The organism is Duganella aceris (assembly GCF_011090165.1).
Lineage (GTDB): Bacteria > Pseudomonadota > Gammaproteobacteria > Burkholderiales > Burkholderiaceae_D > Rugamonas > Rugamonas aceris.
The window spans coordinates 25,818-52,020 of sequence record NZ_JAADJT010000003.1 but is presented as its reverse complement, the minus strand read 5'-3'; the positions used below and the strand labels follow the sequence as shown (position 1 = coordinate 52,020).

The 26,203-nt window shown below is 66.0% G+C and carries 28 protein-coding genes; 26 read left to right on the top strand and 2 right to left on the bottom strand.

The features are described from left to right. Positions 1-42: 42 nt before the first annotated feature. The 25 genes from GW587_RS07450 (at position 43) to GW587_RS07330 (ending at position 23,837) form a co-directional block, all read left to right on the top strand. The gene (locus GW587_RS07450) at positions 43-1,110 is read left to right on the top strand and encodes a porin (RefSeq protein WP_166100592.1); all 1,068 of its coding nucleotides are present in this window, start codon (positions 43-45) and stop codon (positions 1,108-1,110) included. Further along, positions 1,110-2,075, top strand: a complete 966-nt coding sequence (locus tag GW587_RS07445; protein WP_207393387.1) for a tripartite tricarboxylate transporter substrate binding protein — start codon at positions 1,110-1,112, stop codon at positions 2,073-2,075. Before GW587_RS07450 ends, GW587_RS07445 begins: the two co-directional genes overlap by 1 nt. 20 nt (positions 2,076-2,095) lie before the next feature. Next, positions 2,096-3,184: an ABC transporter substrate-binding protein gene (locus GW587_RS07440; protein ID WP_166100590.1), complete on the top strand. Its 1,089-nt coding sequence runs from the start codon at positions 2,096-2,098 to the stop codon at positions 3,182-3,184. Positions 3,185-3,186: 2 nt separating this feature from the next. Next, positions 3,187-4,962, top strand: coding sequence for an ABC transporter permease (locus tag GW587_RS07435; protein WP_166100587.1), 1,776 nt, complete (start codon positions 3,187-3,189; stop codon positions 4,960-4,962). Positions 4,963-4,987: 25 nt separating this feature from the next. After that, positions 4,988-6,061: an ABC transporter ATP-binding protein gene (locus GW587_RS07430; RefSeq protein ID WP_166100585.1), complete on the top strand. Its 1,074-nt coding sequence runs from the start codon at positions 4,988-4,990 to the stop codon at positions 6,059-6,061. 237 nt (positions 6,062-6,298) lie between these two features. After that, positions 6,299-7,048, top strand: coding sequence for a beta-ketoacyl synthase chain length factor (locus GW587_RS07425; RefSeq protein WP_166100583.1), 750 nt, complete (start codon positions 6,299-6,301; stop codon positions 7,046-7,048). After that, positions 7,041-7,826: a lysophospholipid acyltransferase family protein gene (locus tag GW587_RS07420; RefSeq protein ID WP_166100581.1), complete on the top strand. Its 786-nt coding sequence runs from the start codon at positions 7,041-7,043 to the stop codon at positions 7,824-7,826. The genes GW587_RS07425 and GW587_RS07420 overlap by 8 nt, the downstream gene beginning before the upstream one ends. After that, complete coding sequence (locus tag GW587_RS07415) at positions 7,819-8,073, top strand: phosphopantetheine-binding protein (RefSeq protein WP_166100579.1); 255 nt, start codon at positions 7,819-7,821, stop codon at positions 8,071-8,073. Before GW587_RS07420 ends, GW587_RS07415 begins: the two co-directional genes overlap by 8 nt. 12 nt (positions 8,074-8,085) lie before the next feature. Then, a complete protein-coding gene (locus GW587_RS07410; protein WP_229259347.1) occupies positions 8,086-8,355 on the top strand; it encodes an acyl carrier protein in 270 nt (89 codons plus the stop codon). 5 nt (positions 8,356-8,360) lie between these two features. Continuing rightward, positions 8,361-8,906: a COG4648 family protein gene (locus tag GW587_RS07405; RefSeq protein WP_166100577.1), complete on the top strand. Its 546-nt coding sequence runs from the start codon at positions 8,361-8,363 to the stop codon at positions 8,904-8,906. Beyond that, positions 8,899-10,749 (top strand): ApeI family dehydratase, encoded by a 1,851-nt coding sequence (locus GW587_RS07400; protein ID WP_166100575.1) that lies wholly within the window; start codon positions 8,899-8,901, stop codon positions 10,747-10,749. The genes GW587_RS07405 and GW587_RS07400 overlap by 8 nt, the downstream gene beginning before the upstream one ends. Further along, the gene (locus tag GW587_RS07395; RefSeq protein ID WP_166100574.1) at positions 10,742-11,485 is read left to right on the top strand and encodes a glycosyltransferase family 2 protein; all 744 of its coding nucleotides are present in this window, start codon (positions 10,742-10,744) and stop codon (positions 11,483-11,485) included. Before GW587_RS07400 ends, GW587_RS07395 begins: the two co-directional genes overlap by 8 nt. Next, complete coding sequence (locus GW587_RS07390) at positions 11,482-12,423, top strand: lysophospholipid acyltransferase family protein (protein ID WP_166100572.1); 942 nt, start codon at positions 11,482-11,484, stop codon at positions 12,421-12,423. Before GW587_RS07395 ends, GW587_RS07390 begins: the two co-directional genes overlap by 4 nt. Then, on the top strand, positions 12,410-13,972 hold the full coding sequence (locus GW587_RS07385; RefSeq protein WP_207393386.1) for an HAL/PAL/TAL family ammonia-lyase: 1,563 nt from the start codon (positions 12,410-12,412) through the stop codon (positions 13,970-13,972). Before GW587_RS07390 ends, GW587_RS07385 begins: the two co-directional genes overlap by 14 nt. Further along, positions 13,965-14,396 carry an acyl-CoA thioesterase gene (locus tag GW587_RS07380; RefSeq protein WP_166100569.1) on the top strand — a complete coding sequence of 144 codons (432 nt, stop codon included), beginning with the start codon at positions 13,965-13,967 and terminating at the stop codon, positions 14,394-14,396. The genes GW587_RS07385 and GW587_RS07380 overlap by 8 nt, the downstream gene beginning before the upstream one ends. Then, on the top strand, positions 14,389-14,997 hold the full coding sequence (locus GW587_RS07375; protein ID WP_166100568.1) for an outer membrane lipoprotein carrier protein LolA: 609 nt from the start codon (positions 14,389-14,391) through the stop codon (positions 14,995-14,997). The genes GW587_RS07380 and GW587_RS07375 overlap by 8 nt, the downstream gene beginning before the upstream one ends. Beyond that, positions 14,994-17,342 (top strand): MMPL family transporter, encoded by a 2,349-nt coding sequence (locus GW587_RS07370; RefSeq protein ID WP_166100567.1) that lies wholly within the window; start codon positions 14,994-14,996, stop codon positions 17,340-17,342. Before GW587_RS07375 ends, GW587_RS07370 begins: the two co-directional genes overlap by 4 nt. Then, positions 17,339-18,577, top strand: a complete 1,239-nt coding sequence (locus tag GW587_RS07365; protein ID WP_166100565.1) for an NAD(P)/FAD-dependent oxidoreductase — start codon at positions 17,339-17,341, stop codon at positions 18,575-18,577. The genes GW587_RS07370 and GW587_RS07365 overlap by 4 nt, the downstream gene beginning before the upstream one ends. Continuing rightward, entirely contained in the window at positions 18,562-19,143 is a 582-nt protein-coding gene (locus GW587_RS07360; RefSeq protein WP_166100563.1) for a DUF3261 domain-containing protein, read from the top strand. Before GW587_RS07365 ends, GW587_RS07360 begins: the two co-directional genes overlap by 16 nt. After that, positions 19,144-20,325, top strand: coding sequence for a beta-ketoacyl-ACP synthase (locus GW587_RS07355; protein WP_166100562.1), 1,182 nt, complete (start codon positions 19,144-19,146; stop codon positions 20,323-20,325). After that, the gene (locus GW587_RS07350) at positions 20,322-20,789 is read left to right on the top strand and encodes a hotdog family protein (protein WP_308495376.1); all 468 of its coding nucleotides are present in this window, start codon (positions 20,322-20,324) and stop codon (positions 20,787-20,789) included. The genes GW587_RS07355 and GW587_RS07350 overlap by 4 nt, the downstream gene beginning before the upstream one ends. After that, complete coding sequence (gene fabG / locus GW587_RS07345; RefSeq protein ID WP_166100561.1) at positions 20,786-21,523, top strand: 3-oxoacyl-ACP reductase FabG; 738 nt, start codon at positions 20,786-20,788, stop codon at positions 21,521-21,523. Before GW587_RS07350 ends, fabG begins: the two co-directional genes overlap by 4 nt. Next, a complete protein-coding gene (locus GW587_RS07340) occupies positions 21,520-22,752 on the top strand; it encodes a beta-ketoacyl-ACP synthase (protein WP_166100560.1) in 1,233 nt (410 codons plus the stop codon). Before fabG ends, GW587_RS07340 begins: the two co-directional genes overlap by 4 nt. 13 nt (positions 22,753-22,765) lie before the next feature. Further along, positions 22,766-23,209 carry an excinuclease ATPase subunit gene (locus GW587_RS07335; protein ID WP_166100559.1) on the top strand — a complete coding sequence of 148 codons (444 nt, stop codon included), beginning with the start codon at positions 22,766-22,768 and terminating at the stop codon, positions 23,207-23,209. Between the two features lies 1 nt (position 23,210). Further along, the gene (locus GW587_RS07330; protein WP_166100558.1) at positions 23,211-23,837 is read left to right on the top strand and encodes a 4'-phosphopantetheinyl transferase family protein; all 627 of its coding nucleotides are present in this window, start codon (positions 23,211-23,213) and stop codon (positions 23,835-23,837) included. Here GW587_RS07330 and GW587_RS07325 read toward each other — a convergent pair whose 3' ends face one another. Beyond that, positions 23,838-24,698: a polysaccharide deacetylase family protein gene (locus tag GW587_RS07325; protein ID WP_371875553.1), complete on the bottom strand. Its 861-nt coding sequence runs from the start codon at positions 24,696-24,698 to the stop codon at positions 23,838-23,840. A gap of 66 nt (positions 24,699-24,764) precedes the next feature. On the opposite strand from GW587_RS07325, the gene GW587_RS07320 reads away from it, so the two are divergent. Next, a complete protein-coding gene (locus GW587_RS07320) occupies positions 24,765-25,499 on the top strand; it encodes a class I SAM-dependent methyltransferase (RefSeq protein ID WP_166100557.1) in 735 nt (244 codons plus the stop codon). On the opposite strand, the gene GW587_RS07315 is transcribed toward GW587_RS07320, so the two are convergent. Next, the gene (locus GW587_RS07315; RefSeq protein ID WP_166100556.1) at positions 25,496-26,149 is read right to left on the bottom strand and encodes an energy transducer TonB; all 654 of its coding nucleotides are present in this window, start codon (positions 26,147-26,149) and stop codon (positions 25,496-25,498) included. The two genes, GW587_RS07320 and GW587_RS07315, sit on opposite strands and share 4 nt — an antisense overlap. Between the last annotated feature and the right edge of the window lie 54 nt (positions 26,150-26,203).

Here is a 26,203-nt window from a genome sequence, read left to right as displayed (position 1 = left end):
ATCAGATACTAAATATAAAAACCATCCTTCTGGAGACACAGCATGAACAAGACCGCGTTCAACCTCGCAGTATTGGCTATGGCCGCCGCTGCCGCCGGCGCCGCCCAGGCCCAGTCCAATGTACAGATCTACGGTCTGCTCGACGTCGGCGTCGAAAACGCCAACCATCAAACCCCCAACAACGGCAGCGCCACCAAGGTCATTTCCGGCGGCATGAACACCTCGCGTTGGGGCCTGCGCGGCAGCGAAGACCTGGGCGGCGGCCTGAAAGCGGTGTTCGGCCTGGAAGGCGGCATCCTGATGGACACCGGCGCCCAGGACGGCGCGCTGTTCAAGCGCCAGGCCTACGTCGGTCTGGAAGGCTCCTACGGCCGCATCGTCATGGGCCGCTCGTTCACCAGCGTGTACGACACCGTGATCTCGTTCGACCCGATGGGCTTCGCGCCTTACTACTCGTGGGCCACCTCCGGTCCGGCCACGGGCCCGAGCAAATACGGCTTCACCACCCAGTACGACAACATCATCAAGTACGCCGGCAGCTTCGGCGACTTCAAGTTCGGCGCCAACTACGGCGCCGGCGAGCAGGCCGGCAACAACCGCGACAGCGCCAAGATGGGCTTCACCACCGTCTACAAGCTGGGCGACGCCAACCTGATGGCGACCTGGGAGCGCAACAACGGCAACACCGTGGTCGCCACCGGCAACCGCGACAAGAACACCGTCTGGCACATCGGCGCCAACTACGAAACCGGTCCGGTCAAGCTGTGGGCCGTGATGCGCGACTACAAGCTGGAAGCCGGCAAGGCCCTGACCACCGATGTCGACGCCACCACCACCTGGCTCGGCCTGGCCTGGAAGACCGACGCCGTCACCACGCTGACCGGCGCGATCTACCACGTCAACGTCAAGAACGTCGCCGCCGGCAAGGACGCCGATCCGACCATGTACGTGGCGCGCTACCGCTACGCGCTGTCCAAGCGCACCGACCTGCACGTGTCGGCCGCCTACGCCAAGGCCAGGCACGGTCAGCTGACCGGCCTGTCGCGCGACGACGCCGGCAACAGCGACAGCCAGCGCGGCGTCACCGTCGGCATGCAGCACCGCTTCTGATGAAAACCCTGCTGGCATTGTTCGCGATGCTGCTGTTGAGCGGCGCGGCGCGGGCCGCGGAGCTGGAGTGCATCGTACCGTCCAAGCCGGGCGGCGCGATGGACCTGACTTGCAAGCTGGCGCAGAAGGGATTGGCGGGCTTGCGCGCCACGCCGAATCCGCCGCCGTCGGATATGCACATCAGCTATCTGCCGGGCGGCATCGGCGCGGTGGCCTGGCACTCGCTGGTGTCGCAGCGCCGCGCCGAACCGAACACGCTGGTGGCGTTTTCCGGCGGCTCGCTGCTCAATCTGGCGCAGGGCAAGTTCGGCAAGGCCAAGGCCAGCGATGTGCGCTGGGTGGCGGCGCTGGGCGCGGACTACGGCATGATCGCGGTGCGCGCCGACTCGCCCTACAAGACGCTGGCCGACCTGATGGCGGCGCTGAAGTCGAATCCGACCAAGGTGCTGATCGGCGTCTCCGGCACCATCGGCAGCCAGGACTGGCTGAAGATGGCGATGGTGTTCAAGGCCGCCGGCCTGAATCCGAAAGGGCTGCGCTTCGTGGCGCTGGAGGGCGGCGGCGAAGCCTTCACCGCGATGCACGCCAATTTCGTGCAGGTGGTGTCCGGCGACGCCAGCGAGGCGACGCTCTACGCCAGCGGCAATACCCGCGTGCTGGCGGTGCTGTCGGAGCAGCGTTTGCCGGGCGTGCTGGCCAACGTGCCGACCGCGCGCGAGCAGGGCATCGATGTGGTGTGGCCGATCATCCGCGGCGTGTGGATGGGGCCTCATGTGACGGATCAGGATTACCGCCAGTGGGTGTCGGCTTTCGACCGCGTGCTGGCCAACCCGGAGTTCGCGCAGACCCGCGCGGCCGCCGGTCTCTTTCCCTTCGGGCTGACCGGCGATGCGCTGGCGGCCTATGTTAAAAAAGCCGTGGACGACTACGGCAAGCGCGCCGCCGAAATGGGACTGGTGCGCTGATCAAACCAATGGAGACTACTATGATTTCGAAAACGATTCTGGCCGCCGCATGCGCTTCCCTGTTCGCCGGCGCCGCCATGGCGCAGGTGCCCGCCGGCTATCCGGCCGACTACCAGAAGATCATCGACGGCGCCAAGAAAGAGGGCAAGCTGGTGATCTACGGCGCCACCGACAGCAAGGCGACCCAGCCGCTGATCAAGGACTTCAACGCGCTGTACCCGGGCATCACGGTCGAGTACAACGACATGAATTCCACCGAGGTGTACAACCGCTTCATCTCCGAAGCGGCGGCCGGCGGCAACACCGCCGACGCCCTGTGGTCGTCGGCGATGGACCTGCAAATGCGCCTGGCATCGGACGGTTACGCGCTGCAGTACAAATCGGTCGAGGTCTCGAAGATCCCCGGCTGGGCGGTGTGGGACGACAAGGCTTACGGCACCACCTTCGAGCCGGCCGCCATCGTCTACAACAAGCGCCTGGTCGACGCCAAGGAAGTGCCGCAGAATCACGCCGACTTCGCCAAGCTGATACAGCAGCCGAAGTTCAAGGACAAGGTCACCACCTATGACATCGAGAAATCCGGCGTCGGCTTCATGTTCATGACGCAGGATGCGCGCGAGAATCCGAAGTTCGTGGATCTGGAAAACGCCTTCGGCGTGGCCAAGGTACGGGTGCAGTCGTCCACCGGCACCATGATGGAGCGCATCTCGTCGGGTGAGAACCTGATCGGCTACAACGTGCTGGGCTCCTACGCGCTGGTGCGCGCCAAGGCCGACCCGTCGATCGGCGTGGTGCTGCCGAAGGATTACACGCTGATCATGTCGCGCGTGATCTTCATCAACAAGGCCGCCAAGAACGTCAACGCCGCCAAGCTGTGGATGGATTACATGCTGTCGCATCGCGGCCAGACCATCATCGCCAACGACTCCAAGCTGTTCGCGATCCGCCAGGATGTGACCGGCGAAACCACCTCGGCCGAGTTGATCAAGCAGATCGGCAAGGACAACGTCAAGCCGGTGCCGGTGCATCCGATGGTGCTGCAGTTCCTCGGACCGGCCAAGCGCATGGCCTTCCTCAAGCAGTGGAAAGAAACCGCAGGTAAGAAATAATCATGAACACGCTCACACTTCCCAGCACGGGTCGGCGCGGCATCAACTGGCCGCGCGGCGTGGTGGTGGCGCTGGCCGCCATCGCCATCTTCCTGCCGCTGCTCCTGATTTTTTATCAGAGCTTCCTGAACGCGCCTTTCTTCATGCCGGTCAAGGAATTCGGCTTCGACGCCTACCGCTTCATCTTCGACGACCCGGACTTCGCGGTCGCCTTCAAGAACGCCTTCTGGCTGGCCGCCGGGCTGGCGGTGATCGCGGTGCCGCTGGGCGGCATGCTGGCGTTCCTGATGATCCGCACCGACCTGCCGGGCAAGGGCTTCATCGCGCCGCTGCTGCTGGTGCCGATCTTCGTCTCGCCGATGGTGATGGGCTTCGGCTACGTGGTGTCGATGGGGCCGGTGGGCTTCTACTCGCTGTGGTTCAAGGAGATCCTCGGCTTCATCCCGTGGAATATCTACTCCTTCACCAGCATCGTCATCATCGCCGGTTTGACCCACGTGCCGCACGTCTACCTGTACGCCTCGTCCGCGCTGAAAAGCCTGGGATCGGACGTGGAGGAGGCTGCGCGCGTGGCCGGCGCCTCGCCGTTGCAGGTGATGTTCAACGTCTCGCTGCCGATGATCACGCCGGCGCTGGCGTATGCCGCCGTGCTGGTGTTCTTCCTCGGCTTCGAGGTGTTCGGCCTGGTGCTGGTGCTGGGCGATCCCGAGGGCCACATGGTGCTGGCCACCTATCTGTACAAGCTGACCAACAAGCTCGGTACGCCGTCGTACCACCTGATGGCCGCCGTCGCGGTCTGCCTGGTGATGGTGACGATGCCGCTGGTGATGGTGCAGCGCCATCTGCTCAAATCGGCCAACAAGTTCGTCTCGATCAAGGGCAAGGGCGCGCGCAGCAAGGCGATGCCGCTGGGCCGCTGGAAGTGGCTGGCGTTCGCGCTGATCTTCGGCTGGCTGATGTTCACCATCATCATGCCGATGTCGGGCATCGTGCTGCGCTCATTCGTCCAGTACTGGGGCGAGGGTGTCAACCTGCGCGACGTGCTGACCTTGCAGCACTTCCGCGAAATCCTGGAACAGCCGGCGCTGATCCGCGGCATCGTCAACACGGTGCTGATCGGCGTGATCGGCGGCGGCCTGGCGGTGATCTGCTACTGCGCCATCGCGCTGGCGATGCACCGCAAGCCGGACTTCATCACCCGCTTCCTCGACTACAGCGTGCTGGTGCCGCGCGCCGTGCCTGGGCTGCTGGCCGGCCTGTCGTTCCTGTGGGTGTTCCTGTTCGTGCCGAGCTGGATGGACGGCATGTTGAAGGGCATGGACAACGGCGTGGCGCTGTGGCTCAGCGAGCATGCGATACCGCTGCTGCGCTCCGTGCGTTCGACCATCTTCGCCTTGTGGCTGGCCTATTCGGTGGTGTGGCTGGCCTACGGCATGCGCCTGATCTCGACCGCGCTGCTGCAAGTCGGGCCGGAGCTGGAAGAGGCGGCGCGCGCGGTGGGCGCCTCGCGCGGCCAGGTCACGCGCGACGTCACGGTCCCGCTGATCAAGTACGGCCTGCTGGGCGCGTGGCTGATGGTGTTCCTGATCTTCGAGCGCGAATATTCGACCGGCGTGTACCTGCTGTCGCCGGGCACGGAGGTGATCGGCGCGATGCTGGTGTCGCTGTGGGCCACCGGCTCCACCGACCTGGTGGCGGCGCTATCGTTCATCAACATCTCGCTGGTGGCGATCGGCCTCGGCGTCGCGCTGCGCTTCGGCGTGAAGCTCCATAACTGAGTAAACAATTATGAAACGAGACATCATGACCAATGAACTGACCGTCAACGAGCTGCATCTGGACTACGGCAGCGGCGCCAGCGCCAACCCGATCCTGAAGGGCGTCTCGATGCACCTGCAAAAGGGCGAAGTGGTGGCGTTGCTCGGTCCCTCGGGCAGCGGCAAGACCACGCTGCTGCGCGCGGTGGCCGGACTGGAAAGCCCGAAAGCCGGCACCATCGCCATCGGCGACCGCAACGTCTACGACGGCGCCAAGGGTTTCGAGATGGCGGCCGAGCACCGCAACCTGGGGTTGGTGTTCCAATCCTACGCCCTGTGGCCGCACAAGACCGTGTTCGACAACGTGGCCTACGGCCTGAAGCTGCGCAAGCTGGGCGCCAGCGAGATCAAGGACAAGGTCGCGGACGTGTTGAAGAACCTGGGCCTGGGCCACCTGGCCGAGCGCTATCCGCACCAGCTGTCCGGCGGCCAGCAGCAGCGGGTGGCGATCGCCCGCGCGCTGGTCTACAACCCGCCGGTGATTCTGCTGGACGAACCGCTGTCCAACCTGGATGCCAAATTGCGCGAGGAGGCGCGCGCCTTCCTGCGCGAGTTGATCGTGCGTCTGGGCCTGTCGGCGCTGATGGTGACCCACGACCAGGCCGAGGCGATGGCGATCTCGGACCGCATCCTGCTGCTCAATAACGGCAAGATCGAACAGCAAGGCACGCCGCAAAGCATGTACGAGACGCCGGAAACGCTGTTCACCGCCGAGTTCATGGGCAGTAACAACCGCCTGCCGGCCAAGGTGATGCGACGCGACGGCGCGCAGGTCACGCTGGACATCAACGGCGCGACGCTGCAGGCTACGGCCCGTGGCGCGGGCGGGGCCGAGCCGTCGACCATCATCCGCGTCGAGGAGGTGAAGATCAGCGCCACGCCGGCCGACAACGCGATCGAACTGCCGCTGCTGACCTGCATGTACCTGGGCGACCGCTTCGAATGCCTGTTCAAGAGCGAGTCCGGCGCGGAGACCACGCTGCGCGCCTATTCCAAGTACCGGCTGGAGTCGGGACGCTACTGGTTGCAGCTGCCGGCCGACAAGCTGTGGGTGTTCTAATTGGCTGACCCGCTTCTGCCGGGCCGAAGGGCGGCGCCGCAATTGTGCGGGCCGCCCTTTTTTATTGGTTTATGCTAAGAACGGTGGTTTTTGGAGAGAATCTGTGCAGTAAATTGCACAATATTGGAGCTGGATCAATAAAATAGTTGCTTCCAGTCTATTTATTTGGAGCTATACAATTCGGGTCGTTTATAATTTGAAAAGTACGCCGGCTGGCCTTTTTAAATCACAACATATATGCGCACTCAAGGCGTCCGTTTTTCCATCGCTAGACACGCCGAATGGGCGCCGGGTCTGACCACGCCCGAGGCATGGGCCGCGTGGGCCGAGGCGCCGTACGCGATCCGGACCGGCGAGGAGCCGGGCGTCAAGGCCATGCCCGCAATGCTGCGCCGGCGCGCCGGCTTTCTCGGCAAGATGGCGCTGGAAGTGGCTTACCAGTGCCTCGACGGGCGCGGCGACATCCCCACGGTATTCTGTTCGCGGCACGGCGACGTGGCGCGCGCGGTCGATCTGCTGACCGACCTTGCGCGCGGCGAAGCGCTGTCGCCGACGGCCTTCGGCATGGCGGTGCATAACGCCATCCCCGGGTTGCTGACCATCGCCCGCGCCGACCGCGCCAACCACATCGCGCTGGCTTCCGGCGCGGCGACGATCGAGCATGCGGTGATCGAGGCCTGCGGCTTGCTGGCCGACGGCGCGCCGTCGGTGCTGCTGGTGGCCTGCGATTGTCCGCTGCCGGAATTGTTCAAGCCTTTCGAGGATTGCGAAGAACAGCCGCACGCGTGGGCGTGGCTGATGACGTCCGCCGATGCCGGCGCCGATGCGGACGCCGATACCATCGCGCTGGCCTGGAGCGCCTGCGACGACAAGCCGGTATCCGGCATGCCGGGCGGGCTCGAAGTGGCGGCCTTCCATCTGCGCGGCGCGCGGACGATGGAGCGCTGCGACGGCCGCCTGCGCTGGCGCTGGAGCCGCGATGCTTGATGCCGTGGCGGCGCGCCTGTCGTTGTATTGGCGCGTGTTCGCAACCGGCTTGAGTTTCGTGGTGTTCGGCGTGGGCGGGCTGGCGTTGCGGATCGTGGTGTTCCCCTTGCTGAACCTGATGGTGCGGCGGCCGGAACGCCGCGTGGTCCTGGCGCGCGAAGTGATCCGCCGCGCCTTCCGCGCCTACGTCGATCTGATGCGGGCGCTGGGCGTGCTGCACTACGAGATACGCGGGCTGGACAAGCTGGAGCGGGGCGGCCTGCTGATACTGGCCAACCATCCGACGCTGATCGACACGGTGTTCCTGATGGCGTTCGTGAAGAACGCCGACTGCATCGTCAAGGGCGCCTTGTGGAACAACCCGTTCACCGGCGGGCCGGTGCGGGCGGCGGGCTATATCAACAACGAGGGCGGCGCGGAGCTGGTCAAGGACTGCATCGCGTCGCTGGAACGGGGCAACAACCTGATCGTGTTCCCGGAGGGGACGCGCACCGGCGCCGACGGCGTGATCAGCATGAAGCGCGGCGCGGCCAACATCGCGGTGCGCGGCGCGCGCGACATGACGCCGGTGCTGATCCGCTGCGATCCGCTCACGCTGGGCAAGGGCGAGAAGTGGTGGCGCGTGCCGCCGCGCCGGGTGCTGATACGGATCGACGTCCAGGATGACCTGGCGATACAAGGCTTTACGGGAGGCGGCGCCAGCGAGGTGATGGCGGCGCGCCAGTTGACGGATTTTTTGCAAAATTATTTTACCGGGAAGTGCCAAAGCCATGCTTGAACTGGAAGTGAAGGAACTGATCATCGATGTGCTCCAGCTGGAGGACATCACGCCGGCCAATATCGACAGCGCGGCGCCGCTGTTCGTCGACGGCCTGGGTCTCGATTCGATCGACGCGCTGGAACTGGGCGTGGCGTTGCAGAAGAAGTACGGGATCTCGCTGTCCGCCGATTCGGAGGACACCCGCCGCCACTTCGCGTCCGTGCAGGCGCTGGCGGCGATGATCGATAGCCATAGAAAGAAATAAGGACACAGCACCATGATCGACTTGAATGAAATGAGCAAGGACCAGCTGCAGGTGTGGGTGGTCGACCTGCTGGCGGAGATGTTTGAACTCGACAAGGCCGAGCTGACGGCCGAATCGAATCTGTATGCGGATCTGGATATCGATAGCATCGATGCGGTCGATCTGGCGGTGAAGCTGAAGCAGCTGACCGGCAAGCGCCTGCAGCCGGAGGTGTTCAAGACCATCCGCACCATCGGCGATGTGGTCGATGCGCTGGCAGGCATGACGGAGCAGGCGGCGTAAGTACGATGCCGATGACTGTTCTGACGGCGGCGGTGACGCTGCTGTACCCGCTGGCGATCTGGTTCGGACATGGGCAGGTGGAGCCGCGCTGGCTGGCCGGCTTGCTGCTGCTGGCGGTCGCCACGCGCTTGCCGGCGCTGAAGCTGAGCGGCGTCGCGCGCTGGTCGGTGGCCGGGGCGTTGGTGCTGGTGGCTTGCGCCATCTGGAGCAATCTGCTGTTGCCGCTCAAGCTGTATCCGGTGCTGGTGAATCTGGCATTGCTGGCGGGCTTCGCTTATAGCCTGACGACGCCGGTGTCGGCGGTCGAGCGCATGGCGCGTTTGCGCGGCGAGGATTTTCCGCCGGTGGCGCAGGCTTATATGCGGTCGGTGACGCGGGTTTGGTGCGGGTTCTTTGTGTTCAATGGCGCGGTGGCGTTCGGCACGGCGTTGTGGGCATCGGAGGCGGTGTGGTCGCTGTACACGGGGGTGATTTCCTACCTGTTGATGGCGGTGTTGTTCGGCGCGGAGTATCTGGTGCGTCTGCGGTTTAAGCGTTTACATCATGTCTGATCGTATCGAGAATTTGTATGCGGCCATTGCGGCGCGGCCGGCTGACGGTTTGGTCGGCTGGCGCGCGGGCGAGGGCGTCTGCAATGAAGTGTTCCTGGCCCGCGTGCAGGCGTGGCACGCGCTGCTGCGCGGGCTGGCGGGGCGCGATTTCGCCTTGTATCTGGACGATAGCATCGAGTTCGGCGCGGCGCTGCTGGGCGCGTGGCATGCAGGGAAAACCATCTGGCTCAGCGCCGACACGCTCGAAGCCACCTGCGCCTCGCTGCGCACCTCGGTCGACGGCTTCCTCGGCCAGTTCCCCGCCGCGCAGCAACCGCTGTCGCCTGACGCTGCCCCCGCCGCGTCGCCGTTTGCCGACGCCGCCGCATTTACGCTGAGCCTTGGCGACGCCTCTGTCGCGGCGATCGCCTCCGGCATCGCTGTTCTTGCCTCCGCTGCTCGTTCTGCCATGGTCGGCTTTGGCGGCGCGCTTTCGGGCGACATGCCGGCGCTGGTGGTGTTCACCTCCGGCAGCACCGGTGCAGCGCAGGCCATCCCTAAAAAGCTGTCGCAGCTGGCCAGCGAAGTCGAAACGCTCGACGTGCTGTTCGGCCGCGCGGCCGGCGATGCCGCCGTGTTGGCGACCGTCTCGCACCAGCACATCTACGGCCTGCTGTTCAAAGTCCTCTGGCCGCTCAGCACCGCCCGCCCGATCCACGCGCTCAGCATCACCTATCCCGAAGAACTGGCCCCCGCCATGGCCGCCGGCCCCTGCGTGCTGATCGCCAGCCCCGCCCACCTCAAACGCCTGCCCGACCACCTGGACTGGACCGCCGCCGCGCGCATGCTGCGCAGCGTCTTCTCATCCGGCGGCCCGCTCGCGCCGGAAACCGCAACCTCGGTCGGCGGCATGCTCGGCGAAGTCCCGATCGAAGTCTACGGCAGCTCCGAAACCGGCGGCGTCGCCTGGCGCCAGCGCAGCCGTTGCGGCGACGACTCCTGGCTGCCATTCCCAACGGTCGACTGGCGCCTCGGCGAAGACGACGACACCCTCGAAGTCCGCTCGCCCCACCTTGAAGACGACAACTGGTTGGCGCTGGCCGACCGCGCCGCGCGCAGCGGCGAAAAACGCTTCCTGCTGCTGGGCCGCAGCGACCGCATCGTCAAGATCGAAGAAAAGCGCATCTCGCTCAGCGCCATGGAAGCGGCGCTGCTGGCCACCGGCCTGGCCGCCGAAGCCCGCGTGATCCTGTGCGAACCCGCCGCCGGCGAACGCCAACGCCTGGCCGCCTTCATCGTGCCGACGCCGCAAGGCCGCACCCTGCTGGACCTGGATGGCAAACAAGCGCTGAACGCCAAGCTGCGCACCGCGCTGGCGACCACCGTGGAAGCGGTCGCACTGCCGCGCCGCTGGCGCTACCTCGACCAGATGCCCGTCAACGCCCAAGGCAAGACCACACTGGCCGCCTTGCTCGCGCTGTTGGACAGCGAAGAGGGCGCGCCCACGCACCGCCCACGCTTCCCGCAACTCCGGGTAATGGAGCGCGAACCGCAACGCGTGCTGCTCGAAGTCAGCGCCCCCGCCAACCTGCTGTACTTCGACGGCCACTTCGACGTCGCCCCGATCCTGCCCGGCGTGGTGCAAGTCGAATGGGCGATCCACTACGGCCGCCAGTATTTCAGCCTGCCGCCGCAGTTCAAAGGCATCAACGCACTCAAGTTCCAGCAAGTGATCCAGCCCGACATGCCTGTGCAACTGGAACTGCTGCACGACACCAGCAAAGGCAGCCTGAATTTCCGCTACGTGTCCGAAGCCGGCCAGCACGCCAGCGGCCGCATCATGCTCGGAGCCGCCGATGTTTAAGCCTTGCATCGTGGTCCCGGTCTACAACCACGAACACGCCATCGGCGCCGTGCTGGCCGGCCTGCTGCGCCACGACGTCCCATGCCTGCTGGTCGACGACGGCAGCAACGCCGCCTGCGCCGCCGTGCTGGACGCTCTCGCACGAGAACACGCCGAGCGCGTGGTGCTGGTACGCCTGCCGCACAACCAGGGCAAGGGCGCAGCCGTGCTGGCCGGCTTCCGCCGCGCCGCGGAACTGGGCCACACCCACGTGCTGCAAATCGACGCCGACGGCCAGCACGAAACCGCCGACGTGCCGAAGTTCCTCGCCCAATCCGCCGCGCATCCGGACGCCATCATCGCCGGCCACCCGATCTACGACGAATCGGTGCCGAAGGCCCGCCTGTACGGCCGCTACGCCACCCACATCTGGGTCTGGATCAACACGCTGTCGTTCGACATCAAGGACTCGATGTGCGGCTTCCGCGTCTACCCGGTGGCGCCGGTCAACGCGCTGGCCGCACGCCACGCCATCGGCGTGCGCATGAACTTCGACACCGACATCCTGGTCCGGCTGTTCTGGGACGGCCTGCAAGTGATCAACCTGCCGACCCGCGTCTCGTATCCATCGGACGGCGTGTCGCACTTCCGCGTCTGGCGCGACAACGTGCTGATTTCGTGGATGCACACGGTCCTGTTCTTCGGCATGCTGCCGCGTATTCCCCGACTGCTGGCGCGCAAATGGCAAACCAAATGAGCGCACGCGGCCTGCACTGGGCCTCCATCAACGAGATCAGTTTCGTCGCCGGCATGCGGCTGCTGTTCTGGATCTGCCGCGTGTTCGGCCGTTGGCCGTTCCGCGTGGTGTTGTACCCGGTGCTGGGCTGGTACGTGCTGACCAAGCCGCTGCCGCGCCGCGCCTCCCAGGACTATCTGAAGCGCGTGGCCGACTATACCTCCACCGCGCTGCCCGGCGTGATGCGCCACTTCGCCGCCTTCGGCGAGAGCATCCTCGACAAAATGCTGCTGTGGGGCGGCCTGTTCAAGCTCGATAGCGTCGACCTGCACGGCGGTGAACTGATCAGCGAAGCGGTGGCGGCGGGGCGCGGCGGCTTGCTGATCTGCGCCCACCTCGGCAACCTGGAACTGTGCCGCGTGCTGTCGCGCCAGCGTCACGACATCAAACTGACGGTGCTGGTGCACACCAAGCACGCGCAAGCCTTCAACGAAATGCTGGGCAAGCTGAATCCGGAGAGCCAGTTGAACCTGATGCAGGTGACCGAGATGTCGCCGGCCACCGCCATCGTGCTGGCGGAGCGCGTGGCGCGCGGCGAGTTCGTCGTCATCGCCGGCGATCGCGTGCCTGTATCGCACAATCCGCGCGTCGCCATGGCCGACTTCATCGGCGCGCCGGCTGCCTTTCCGGTCGGGCCGTATGTGTTGGCCAGCATCCTGCAATGCCCGGTCTATTTGCTGTTCTCGATTCGCCAGGGGCGCCGCTCGGCGGTGTACTTCGAATCGTTCCGCGACTCGGTGCGCATTCCGCGCCAGGGCCGCGACGCCGCGTTCAGCGCGCTGGCCGGCGACTACGCCAAGCGGCTGGAGCACTACTGTTTGCGCGCGCCGCTGCAATGGTTTAACTTTTATGATTTCTGGCACTCACCCCAATTGGAACGTTCCGATGCACCTCGCTGACATTGCCCAACTCAATAACCCGCGTACCGTGCGCTTCGACCAGAACCGCCTGAGCATCGAGGACATCGTCGACATCGCGCAAGGCCGCGCCACGGCCGTGCTGTCGGACGAGCCGGCGTTCCGCTCCGCCATCCAGCGCGGCGCCGATTTCCTTGAGCGCCTGCTGCGCGAGGACGGCACCATCTACGGCGTCACCACCGGCTATGGCGACTCCTGCACCGTCACCGTGCCGCCGGAACTGGTGGCCGAACTGCCGCACCATCTGTACACCTACCACGGCGTCGGGCTCGGCGAATACTTCACGCCGCCGCAGACGCGCGCCATCCTGGCTTCGCGCCTGGCGTCGCTGAGCAAGGGCTATTCCGGCGTCAGCGTCGAACTGCTGTTGCAGATCACGCGCCTGCTGGACGCCGGCCTGCTGCCGCTGATTCCATCCGAAGGCTCGGTCGGCGCCAGCGGCGACCTGACGCCGTTGTCCTATCTGGCGGCGGTGTTGTGCGGCGAGCGCGAAGTGTGGCGCGACGGCGTTCAGTTGCCGGCCGCGCAGGCCTTGCAGGAGGCCGGCATCACGCCGCTGCGCCTGCGGCCGAAGGAAGGCCTGGCGATCATGAACGGCACCGCCGTCATGACCGCGCTGGCCTGCCTGGCCTACGACCGCGCCGACTATCTGACCAGGCTGACCACCCGCATCACGGCGATGGCCTCGTTCGCGATGGACGGCAACGCGCACCACTTCGACGAAGTGCTGTTCGCCGCCAAGCCGCACGCCGGCATGCAGCAGGTGGCGGCATGGCTGCGCAGCGACCTGCCGACCGACGAGTGGGAACGCAACGGCAAGCGCCTGCAGGACCGCTACTCGATCCGCTGCGCCCCGCACGTCATCGGCGTGCTGGCCGACGCGCTGCCGTTCTTCCGCCAGTCGATCGAGAATGAACTCAACAGCGCCAACGACAATCCGCTGATCGACGCCGACAACGAGCGCGTGCTGCACGGCGGCCATTTCTACGGCGGCCACATCGCCTTCGCCATGGACGGCATGAAGAACGCCGTCGCCAACCTGGCCGACCTGCTGGACCGCCAGATGGCGTTGCTGGTCGACAGCCGCTACAACCACGGCCTGCCGGCCAACCTGTCCGGCGCCACCGGCCCGCGCGCCGCCATCAACCATGGCCTGAAGGCATTGCAGATCAGCGCCTCGGCGTGGACGGCGGAAGCGCTCAAGCTGACCATGCCGGCGTCGGTGTTCTCGCGCTCGACGGAGTGCCACAACCAGGACAAGGTCAGCATGGGCACCATCGCCGCGCGCGACTGCCTGCGCGTGCTGGAACTGACCGAGCAGGTGGTCGCCGCGCTGCTGATCACGGTGCGCCAGGGCGTTTGGCTGCGCTGCCAGGCCAGCCCGGAGCTGCAACCGCAAGCCGCGCTGGCGGCGATGCAGGAGGCGCTGGGCAAGGACATCAAGCCGGTCGAGGAAGACCGCCGCCTGGAGTCGGACCTGCGCCTGCTGCTGGAGCGCATCCGCGCCAAGGCATGGGATCTGTATGCGTAAGCAAAAGGATAGCCGCTGGTTCGCGGAAGTCGAGATGCAGGTTCAGTTCTTCGATCTGGATCCGATGGAGATCGTCTGGCACGGGCGCTACGTCAAGTACCTGGAAGTGGTGCGCTGCGCCTTGCTGGATAAAATCGGCTACAACTACCCGCAGATGAAGGAATCCGGCTACGCATGGCCGGTGATCGACATGCAGCTGCGCTACGTCGGCTCGGCCACCTTCGGCCAGAAGCTCAAGCTGCGCGCCGACATCGTCGAATGGGAAAACCGTTTGAAGATCGATTATCTGATCACCGACGCCGAAACCGGCAAGCGCCTGAACCGCGCCAGCACCACCATGGTCGCCGTCGATATCGCCACCAAGGAAATGTGTTTCGTCTCGCCGCCGGTGTTGTTTGAAAAACTGGGAATCGCACATGAATAAGCTGAACTACGCCATCGCTGCGCTGTCGCTGGCCGCGTTGAACCACGCGCAGGCCGCCGTGCCGGCCGCGAAGATCCAGGCCATGCTGTCCAAGCCGTCCGTCATGTGCGGCCGCTTCGACCAGACCAAGCAGCTGGCGGGCATGAAGAAGCCGCTGGCGTCGGAGGGCCGCTTCTGCGTCGTCGCCGGCAAAGGCGTGTTGTGGCGCACGCTGAAGCCTTTTCCCAGCACGCTGCGCCTGACGCGCGACGAAATCGTCAACTACCAGGGCGACCGCGTCGCCATGCGGCTGGACGCCAAGACCGAGCCAACGGTCCGCGTCATCAACAACGTGCTGTTCTCGCTGCTGGCCGGCGACCTGGGACAACTGGATGCGCTGTTCGAAGGCGACGGCACGGTCGACGCCAACGGCTGGACCGTCGCGCTGAAACCGCGCCAGGCCGCGCTGGAGAAGGCCATCGGCACCATCAAGCTGGAAGGCGGCTCCTATGTCAAATCCATCGTCATGAGTGAAGCCAGCGGCGACCGCACCACCATCGTGTTCTCCGCGATCCAGTCCGGCGAAGCGGCGATGACCAAGGAAGAGGCGGCGCTGTTTTGACGCGCACCCGACAACTCGCTCTGCTGTGGCTCGTGGCGGTGTGCCTGCTGCTGGGGCATAACGTCTATCTGTGGGCGGTCAAGCGCATCGTGCCGGACACCGACATCATGGCGCTGCTGCCGGTGCAGGAGCGCGACCCGGTGTTGCAACAATCGTTCAGCCACATGGTCGACGCGGCGCAGCAGCGGGTGGTGGTGCTGGTCGGCGCCGCCGATTGGGACGGCGCCAAGCGTGCCGCCGACGCCTACAGCGCCACGCTGGCCGCGCGCAAGGATGTCTTCGACGCCACGCCGATCAACGAGCAGACGCAGAGCGACTGGTTGTCGCTGTTCCAGAAACATCGCTTGATTCTACTGACCGCGCAGCAGGAAGCGCAATTGCGCGACCAGCCGGCGCAATTCTGGCTGGACGCGGCGCTGGCCAAGCTGTACGCGCCGTTCGGCGGGCCGAAGCTCGGCTCGTGGCGGGAGGATCCGTTCGGCCTGTTCTCCGGCTGGGTGCAGGAGCGCGCGCAGGAAACGCCGGTGCGTCCGCGCGACGGCCATCTGTTCGTCGCCGACGCCGACCGCCAATACGTGCTGCTGCCGCTGACGTTGAAGGTCCCCGCGCTGTCGATGACGGCGCAGGAAACCGTGCTGCCGCTGCTGAAGCAGGCCGGCGACGCCGCCCGCAAGGCGACGCCGCAAGTGGAGCTGATCCAGGCCGGCGTGATCCTGCATGCGGCCAACGCCAGCGCGCAGGCCAGCGGTGAGGTGTCGACCATCGGCATCGGTTCGCTGCTCGGCATCATCCTGCTGATGTGGTTCGCGTTCCATTCGTTCAAGCCGATTTCGCTGATCCTGCTGTCGATCGGCATCGGCTGCCTCGGCGCGCTGTCGGTGTGCTGGATGCTGTTCGGGCATATCCATTTGATGACGCTGGTGTTCGGCGCCAGCCTGATCGGCGTGGCGCAGGACTACGGCATCTATTTCCTGTGCAACCGCCTGGCCGCCGATGAGATACTGGATTCGCCGGCGCTGCTCAAGCGCCTGCTGCCCGGTCTCGGCCTGACCTTGCTGGCGGCGGTGATCGGCTACATGGGCTTGGCGCTGACGCCGTTCCCGGGCCTGCGCCAGATGGCGGTGTTCTCCGCGCTCGGCCTGGTGTTCGCCTGGCTGACGGTGGTGTTCTGGTTCCCGACCCTGATCGGCGGCCGCACGCTGAAGAGCGGAGGGCTGGTGCGGGTCTACGGCGCCGCCTTGCAACGCTGGCCGCTGCTGCGCTTCAACCGCGCCACGTTGGCCGCCGCCGTGGTGTTCGTGCTGGCCGCCGGTTATGGCGTCAGCCGCCTCGGCGCCAACGACGATATCCGCCTGCTGCAAAATCCACCCAAGCATCTGATCGCCGACCAGATCAAGTTAAGCAAGCTGCTGGACGCTCCGACGCCGGTGCAGTACTTCCTGGTGCGCGGCGATTCCGCCGAGACGGTGCTGCGGCGCGAGGAAGGCCTGAAAGCGCGGCTCGATACGCTGATCGCCGCCAAGCGCATCACCGGCTATCAGGCCATGTCCAACTGGGTGCCGTCGGCGCTGACGCAGGCCGGACGCCGCGCGCTGATCGAGCAGAAGTTGCTGGCCGACGGCGGCCCGCTGCAAGGCATCGCCACCCAGACCGGCGAGGATGCGCAATGGATCGCCGCCACCCGCGCCGGCCTGCTGGCCGCCGCAGCGCCGCTGACGCTGGACGATTTCCTCAAGACGCCGGCCAGCGATCCGTGGCGCCATCTGTGGCTGGGCGAGACGCAAGGCGTGTACGCCAGCATCGTCGCGCTGCGCGGCCTGTCCAACGCCGCCGTGCCACAAGTGCTGTTGGCGGCCGAGGGGCTGGACGGCGTGCAGTGGGTCGACAAGGTGGCCGAGATCTCGTCGGTGCTGGGCCGCTACCGCGCCTATATGAGCTGGGTGGTGCTGGGCGCGTACGTGGTGGTGTTCGCGCTGCTGTTCCCGCGCTATCGCGGCCGCACCTGGCGCGTGCTGGCGCCGACCGCGCTGGCCAGCATCGCCACTCTGGCCTTGCTGGGCTTCGCGTCGCAGAACCTGCAACTGTTCCATGTGCTGGCGTTGATGCTGCTGCTGGGCGTCGGCGTCGACTACGGCATCTTCATGCAGGAGCACCCGGACCGGCGTGACCACACGCCTTGGCTGGCGGTCGGCATGTCGGCGGCGAATACGATTTTGTCCTTTGGTTTGCTGGGCCTGAGTTCCACCCCGGCGTTGCAGGCTTTCGGCCTGACGATGCTGCTGGGGACCGCGCTGGTCTGGCTGATTGTTCCCTGTTTCGGCTCCACCAAAGAAAGCATGCAATGAATATCGACACCGCAGAAATCCTGATCGTCGGCGCCGGCCCTGCCGGGTCGGTCGCGGCCGCGCTGCTGCGCCAGCAAGGCAGGCAGGTGCTGGTCATCGAGCGCGAGGAATTCCCGCGTTTCTCCATTGGCGAAAGCCTGCTGCCGCAAAGTATGGAGTATCTGGAAAAGGCCGGCATGCTGCGCGCCGTGGTGGAGGCGGGCTTCCAATTCAAGAACGGCGCCGCCTTCATGCACGACGGCCGCTACACCGATTTCGATTTCCGCGACAAGCACTCGGACGGCTGGGGCACCACCTACCAGGTGCAGCGCGCCACCTTCGATCACATCCTGGCCAAGGAAGCGGAGCGCTTCGGCGCCGAGGTGCGCTATCGGCATGAGGTGCTGAACATCGAACTGGGGCAGGGCGCCAACGGCGGCGCGCGCGTCACAGTCAAGGATGCCGACGGCGGCCAGTATCAAGTCGACGCCGGCTTTATTCTGGACGCCAGCGGTTTCGGCCGCATCCTGCCGCGTCTCCTGAAGCTGGAAACGCCGTCCAACTTCCCGGTGCGCGGCGCGATCTTCACCCACATCGAGGATGGCATACGCGGCGGCTTCGATCGCAACAAGATCCGCGTCACCGTACACCCAAAGCATTGCGACGTCTGGTTCTGGACCATTCCGTTCGCCGCCGGCCGCTGTTCGCTGGGCGTGGTGGCGGAGACCAGCTTCCTCGACCGCTATCAGGGCAGCGCCACCGAGCGGCTGCAAGCCATTGTGGCGGAAGAACCGTCGCTGCAGGCGCTGCTGGCCGACGCCAAATGGGATACGCCGGCGCGGCAGATCGTCGGTTACTCGGCCAACGTGGAGAAATTGTGGGGCGAGGGCTACGCGCTGCTAGGCAACGCGGGCGAATTCCTTGACCCGGTTTTCTCGTCCGGCGTGACCATCGCCTTCAAGTCCGCCAGCCTGGCCACCGAGGCGCTGCGGCGTCAGTTCGCCGGCGAGACGGTCGACTGGCAGGCGGATTACGGCGCGCCGCTGCGCAAGGGCGTGGACACCTTCCGCGCCTTCGTCGAGTCGTGGTACGCCGGCGGCTTCCAGAAGATCATCTTCCACGAGAACCAGCAGCCTGAGATCAAGCGCATGATCGCGGCGATCCTGGCCGGCTATGCCTGGGACTTGAGCAACCCGTTCGTCAAGGAGACGCCGCGCCGTCTGGCTGCGCTGGAGGCGTTATGCACGCCGGCTTGACGTGGCGTGGCGCGCGTGCCGTCGTCGCGGTCGCGTTGACGGTCGCGCTGGCGCTGATGCTGGGCGCCTGCGCCAGCGTGGCCCCGCCGCCGCAGGCGCGCCTCGGCCTGAAGCTGGCGCCGGCGGCGCTGGGCACGTCGATCAGCGTGCAGCAGCACTTGAAGGTCGAGCGCAACGGCCGCACCGACGACATGGACGTCGCCTTGCAGGTGGAGCCGGAAGCGATCGATGTGGTAGGCCTGGCCTTCGGCCAGCGCGTGCTGACCATGCGCTACGACGGCAAGGAACTGACCTCGTGGCGCCACGTGATGCTGCCGTCGCAGGTGCGCGCCGAGGATGTGCTGGAGGACATGCAGCTGACGCTGTGGCCGGCCGAGGCGATCGCCGCCGCGCTGCCCGCCGGCTGGCGCGTGGCCGAGCAAGGCCTGAAGCGCACCCTGTACCTCGCCGATGAGCCTATCATGGAGATAGTTTACAGCGGCACGCCCCGCTGGAGCGGCACCGTGGTATTGGAGAACCTGCGATATCACTATAAGCTGACGATACAGTTCGCACCTGAGACCTGAATGACTATTTACCTGAACGATTGCGGCATCATCTGTGCGCTTGGCGATGGCCACGTGCAGGTGATGTCGCACCTGTACGCCGGCCGCACCGGCGTGGCCGCGACCGGCCGCTGGTCGCCGGGCCGCGAGCTGCCGCTGGGCTGCGTGCGCGGCGAACTGCCGTCGATGGCGCACCTGCCGCCGCATCAGCGCAGCCGCAACAACGCGCTGGCGCTGGCGGCGCTGGCGCAGATACGTCCGGCGGTGGAAGCCGCCATCGCACGCCACGGCGCGGACCGCGTGGGCGTGGTGCTCGGCACCAGCACCTCCGGCATCGGCGAGACCGAGACCGCCATCGGCCGCCACGCGGAACTCGGTGCGCTGCCTGCCGATTTCCATTACGCGGTGCAGGAAATGGGTTCGCCGGCCGACATGCTGGCGCGGGAGCTCGGTCTCACCGGCCCGGCCTATGTGCATTCCAGCGCCTGTTCGTCGAGCGCCAAGGCCATGGCCAGCGCGGCGCGGATGATCAACATGGGTTTGTGCGACGCGGTGATCAGCGGTGGCGTCGATTCGCTGTGCACCTTCACCGTGGCCGGTTTCGCCGCGCTGGAATCGGTCAGCGCGGCACAGTGCAATCCGATGAGCGTCAACCGCAAGGGCATCAACATCGGCGAGGGCGCGGCGTTGTTCCTGATGAGCGCCGAGCGCGCGCCGGTGGCGCTGCTGGGCTGGGGCGAATCGTCCGACGGCCATCACATGTCGGCGCCGGATCCGGCCGGCGGCGGCGCGCGGCTGGCGATGACGCAGGCGCTGCAACGCGCCGGCATCGACGCGGCGCGCATCGACTACGTCAATATGCACGGCACGGCGACGCCGCAGAACGATGCGATGGAATCGCGCGTGATCGAGGACCTGTTCGGCCTCGCCACGCCGGTCAGCTCGACCAAGCCGTTCACCGGCCATGCGCTGGGTGCGGCGGCCGCGATCGAAGCGGCGCTGTGCTGGAGTGCGATGCAGGACGATAACCCGGAAGGCAGGCTGCCGCCGCACCTGTGGGACAGCGCCGCCGATCCGGCGTTGCCGGCATTGAACCTGGCGCCGGTCGGCGCATCGCTGGGCCGTCCGCTGCGCCTCGTGCTGAGCGCCTCGTTTGCGTTCGGCGGTTCCAATGCCGCGCTGGTGCTGGGGAGGTCGTCATGATGATGACCATGCCCGATATCCGCGCGCTGGTGCCGCACTCCGGGCAGATGGTGTTGCTCGACCGTGCCGTCAGCGCCGATGCCGACAACCTGTGCGCCGAAGTGCGCATCCACGCGGGCAGCATGCTGGCCGGCGAAGAAGGCGTGGGCGCGTGGGTCGGCATCGAATACATGGCGCAGGCGATCGCCGCGCACGCCGGCTGGCTGGCGCTGGAGCGCGGACAGGAAGTCAAGGTCGGCTTCCTGCTCGGTTCGCGCAAGTATGATGCGAAGGTGTCGCACTTCGCGCCGGGCAATGTGCTGCGCGTGCATGTGCACCGCGTGCTGCAGGCCGAGAACGGCCTGGGCGCCTTCGAGTGCCGCATCGACATCGTGGGTGGTCTGGCGCACGCCGCCACCGCCACGGTGACGGTATTCCAGCCGGATAATGTCAATCAATTTCTCAAAGATGGAAACGCAGGATGAACCAGAATAAGTCCATGAGCGTGCTGGTGACGGGGTCGTCGCGCGGCATCGGCAAGGCGATCGCGCTGCGGCTGGGGCGCGACGGTTACGACGTGGTGCTGCATTGCCGCAGCCAGCGCGACGAGGCCGACGCCGTGGCGCGCGAGATCGAAGCCATGGGCCGCGCCGCGCGCGTGCTGCAGTTCGATATCGCCGACCGCGCCGCCACCGCCGCCGCGCTGGAGGCGGACATCGAGGCGCACGGCTGCTACTACGGCGTGGTGTGCAACGCCGGTGTGGCGCGCGATAACGCTTTCCCGGCGATGTCCGGCGAGGACTGGGACATCGTGCTGCAAACAAACCTGGACGGTTTCTACAACGTGCTCAATCCGCTGGTGATGCCGTTGGTCCAGCGCCGCAAACCGGGCCGCATCGTCACGCTGGCGTCGGTCTCTGGCCTGATCGGCAATCGCGGACAGGTGAACTATAGCGCGGCCAAGGCCGGCATCATCGGCGCCACCAAGGCGCTGGCGCTGGAGCTGGCCAAGCGCGCGATCACTGTCAACTGCGTGGCGCCTGGATTGATCGAGACCGACATGACCAGCGAGGTGCCGATGGAGGAAGCGCTGAAGATGATCCCGGCGCGCCGCGTCGGCAAGCCGGAGGAGGTGGCGGCCGCCGTCAGCTTCCTGATCGGCGAGGAGGCCGGCTACATCACGCGCCAGGTCATCTCCGTCAATGGAGGCCTGGCATGAGCCGCCGCGTCGCCGTCACCGGCATGGCCGGCATCAGCCCGATCGGCAACGACTGGGCCGCGATCCGCGAGCGCCTCGGCCAGTACCGCAACGCCATCGTGCATATGCATGACTGGGACGATTACGATGGCCTGAACACGCGCCTGGGCGCGCCGGCCGCACCATTCGAATTGAACGAACGTTACAACCGCAAGGCGATCCGCAGCATGGGCCGGGTCGCGCTGATGGCCACCCGCGCCACCGAGCTGGCGCTGGCCGACGCCGGGCTGCTGGACCATCCGCTGGTCAAGAGCGGCGACATGGGCGTGTCCTTCGGTTCGTCGGCGGGCACGCCGAGCGCCATCGGCGATTTCGGCCGCATGATGGAGGAGCGCACCACCAAGGGCATCAACGCCACCACCTACATCAAGATGATGGCGCACACCGCGCCGGTCAACATCGGCGTGTTCTTCGGCCTGACCGGGCGCGTGATCACCACCTCCAGCGCCTGCACCTCCGGCAGCCAGGGCATAGGCTACGCCTACGAGGCGATCCGCGCCGGCAAGCAGACCGCGATGGTGGCCGGCGGCGCCGAGGAATTGTGCGCCACCGAAGCGGCGGTGTTCGACACGCTGTTCGCCACCAGCACCCGCAACGACGCCGGCCACACCACGCCGCGCCCGTTCGACGCCGGCCGCGACGGTCTGGTGATCGGCGAGGGCGCCGGTTGCCTGATCCTGGAGGATATGGAGCACGCGCTGGCGCGCGGCGCGGTGATCCACGCCGAGCTGGTGGGCTTCGGCACCAACAGCGACGGTTGCCACGTCACCCAGCCGAACGCCGCGACCATGCAGACGGCGATGCAGCTGGCCTTGCGGGACGCCGGCTTGCAGCCATCGGACATCGGCTACGTCAACGCGCACGGCACCGGCACGCAGCAGGGCGACATCGCCGAATCGCAGGCGACGCTGGCGGTGTTCGGCGGCGACACGCCGATCAGTTCATTGAAAAGCTATATGGGCCACACGCTGGGCGCGTGCGGCGCGCTGGAGGCGTGGATCAGCATCGAGATGATGCGCGAGGGCTGGTTCGCGCCGACGATTAATCTGGAACAAGTCGATCCGGAGTGCGCTCCGCTAGACTACATCGCCGGCGAAGGCCGCGCGCTGCAATGCGAGTATGTGATGTCGAATAACTTCGCCTTCGGCGGCATCAATACGTCACTGATTTTTAAACGGTACGTCAAATAAGGAAGACACAAAAATGAAGAAGATGATTTCTGTCGCCGCACTGCTGGCTGTTTCGCTGACTTCGTTCTCCGCATCGGCGGCCGATACCATGTTGAAGCTGCCGATCGCCGCCGCGATGGCGGCCAACGACGCGCAATCGCGCCTGGGCGATTCGGTCAAGTTCTACTTCGCCGACCAGCCGACGCCGAAAGTCCTCACCAAGATCACCAGCGACAAGACCAGCCAGCGCACCAACGGCTTCGGCAAGTCGGCGGAAAAGGCCTGCAACTGGGTGTTCCTGTCGGCGATGCTGGCTTTGCAAAAGCGCGCGCAGGAAGTCGGCGCCAACGCGGTGATCAACATCGTCAGCAATTTCAAGGACGTCGAGATGGCCAGCCAGACCGAGTTCGAATGCGCCGACGGCGCGATCATGGCTGGCGTCGCGCTGAAGGCCGACTTCGTCAAGATCGCACAGTAAGATGAGCGCCGCTGTTTCGCTTTGGATGGTGGATGCGGATGCCGTGTCGGATGCGGATCTGCTGCGCTATCGCGGCTGGTTGTTGCCGAGCGAGATGGCGCGTTATCAGCGTTTCGTGCGCGCGCAGCGCCAGCGCCAGTTCGTGGTCGGCCGCGTGCTGCTGCGCATGGCGCTGGGGCGCTTGCTTGGCGTGACGCCGCAGGATGTGCGGCTGGAGGAACAGGTCGGCAAGGCGCCGCGCCTGGTGGCGCCGGTGTTGAAGGGCGCGCCGCCCGGTTTCAGCATCGCGCACAGCGGCCGTTGGGTCGCCTGCGCCACCAGCGCGCAGACCGCGCTCGGGTTGGATATCGAGATGCGCGATCCGGGGCGCGATCTGGCGGCCTTGGCGGAGCAGGCTTTCGACGCGGCGGAGATGGCGCAGTGGGTGCGGATGCAGAACCTGCCCGATGAGGAGCGCGTCGACGGCTTCTATCGGATGTGGAGCGAGAAGGAAGCGCGGTTCAAGCTGGGCGAGGCGGCGACCGGACTTTGCGCCGTGGTGGCGCATACGGAGTTGTCGGTGGTGGTGTGCAGCGAATCGCCGCTGGTGCGGCCGCCGCAGATCGAGGTCGTTACGCTGCCGTCGTGATCATTGCCACAGCCAGTTCCATAAGCCGGGCAGCTGCGGCTTGGCGTCGGCGCTGTTGACGGTGCTGGCCAGCGCGGCGCGCTCCAGTTCTTCGCGGTCGTCGTAGAACGGCTTGGCGGCGAGCGGCACGTCCAGTTCGCGCGCGACGTCGAGCAGGATGCCCATGTACTCCTCGATGTGGCGCGAGGTGTAGGTGTTCACGTCGTGGAAGGTGACCACGATCGGCGTGCTGCCGTCGACCACCGGCATGGCGCCGGCGGCCCAGCGTTTGCGTGTCTCGGCCAGGTGGGTCAGCATGTTGGAGCGCTTGTGCCAGCTGAAGTTGATGCCGTAGATCTTGCCGTCGTTGGCGTTCAGGTCGGTCAGCAGCATTTGCATGCCGTGCTGGCGGTAGGAGTCCAGCGTCTCGGCGTCGTAAGCCCAGAACGGCGGGCGCACCAGCTTGGGCGCGACGCCGGTTTCGGCCACCAGGTCGTCGACGCCGCGCTGCATGGTCTCGTCCAGCGTCGCGCGGCTCATGAAACGGTGGTTGGAATGGAACCAGGTCGCGGAGTGCAGCGCGACCACGTGGCCCTCGGCGTGTTCGCGGCGGATCAGCGCGCGGCCGGTGTCGGTGCCGCCGCCGTGCCAGGCGCGGGTCTGGGTGAAGAACACGGCCTTGATGTTGTCCTGGTAGGGATTGTGGGCCAGCGTTTCGAGCACGCGCACGGTCGGGTTGTCGCTGTCGGCGGCGGCCGGGCCGTCGTCGAAGGTCAGCAGAAAGCGCACCGGCGGCGGCGCGGGTTCGCCCTGGCCCGAGGCGCTCGCGCACGACAGAAGTAACAGGGTGGAAAACAGCAGGCGGGAACGAAGAACTGACACGGGCTGGACAAATGAAGAGGGTCCGTCATTGTACGTGATTTATCAACTTGAGCAGACGAAGGGCTTATGAGCGCGAATTTGGATTTGATGCAGCCGTCCACCGATCCCCACGTGCCGGAGACGGCGTTCGGCAAATGGTTCTTGCGGACCGAGACCTGGACCGTGCATGTGCTGGAGCGCGCCTTGCAGGATCTGGAACGCCTGATGCCGGCGGGGCAGCCGCGCAGTTTCGGCGTGGTGGCGGACGTGGGCTGCGGCTTCGGCCGCTCGCTGGGCAAGCTGCACCAGCGCTTCGCGCCGCAACGTCTGATTGGCATGGACATCGATCCGGAGATGCTGCAGGAGTCGGCCAAGGAGGTCGCGGCGCTGAACATCAAGGCGGAGTTCATCTGCTGCTCCAGCTCCAACATCAAGCTGGAGGATAACTCGGTCGACCTGCTGTTCTGCCATCAGACCTTCCACCACCTGATCGACCAGGAACGGGCGATCCGGGAGTTCTACCGCGTGCTGAAGCCGGGCGGGGTGCTGCTGTTCGCCGAATCGACCCGGCGCTACATCCATTCGTGGGTGATCCGGCTGCTGTTCCGTCATCCGATGGATGTGCAGAAGACCGCGCCGGAATACCTGGCGATGGTGCGCGCCGCCGGCTTCTCGGTGCCGGACAGCGCGGTCTCCTATCCCTTCCTGTGGTGGAGCCGCGAGGATCTGGGCCTGATGGAAACCGCGCTGCGCATCAAGCCGCCGGCGGTGCGCGAAGAGACGCTGATCAATCTGGTCGGCGTCAAGCCCATGCCGGCTTAGTCGTCCAGGCTCCACACATACTGCATCCGGGTCCAGGACTGGTAGGGCGCGCCGTCCAGCGTGCCCGGTTTGAATTTGCACAGCCCCAGTCCGACCTGCGCGGCGCGATCCAGTTCGCGGAATCCGCTCGACTTTTCCACCTTCGATTCGGCCACCCGGCCATCGGTCCCGATCAGCAGGGCCAGCGTCACCACGCCCGTATCGCCGTTGCGCAGCGCGGTCTTCGGATATTCCGGCTTGGCGCAGGCCTTGGCGTCGACCACCGCCGCGATGTGCACCGGCGGCGCCTTGACCTGGGTTTTTTCGCCGGCGCTGGCGGTGCCGGCGCCGCCGGTGCCTGACGGCGGCGCCACCGCCTGGTCCGGCATCGGCTGCGCGGTCGGCCGGGGTTCGTCGTTGACGGGGATGGGGGTGGGCGGCATCGGCACCTGAAGCACGGGCGGGTCTTTCGGAGCTGGTTCCGGCAGCTCGGGTTCGCGCAGCTTGGGCTTGGGCGGCTCCACGTAGGGCACCAGGTCGATCTCCGTCGGCGCCTGCTTGAATACCGTGAGCTTGGATCCGTGCAGGAAGGCGGCCAGCAGCGCCACATGGAGCGCGGCGACCACGGTGATGCCGGTCAGGTTCTTCTTTTTGCCTTGTTTGAAGTTCATGGTTTCCCCTTGGTGGTGATCAAAACTGCTATGTGTTGGAAGTATACTATTCCA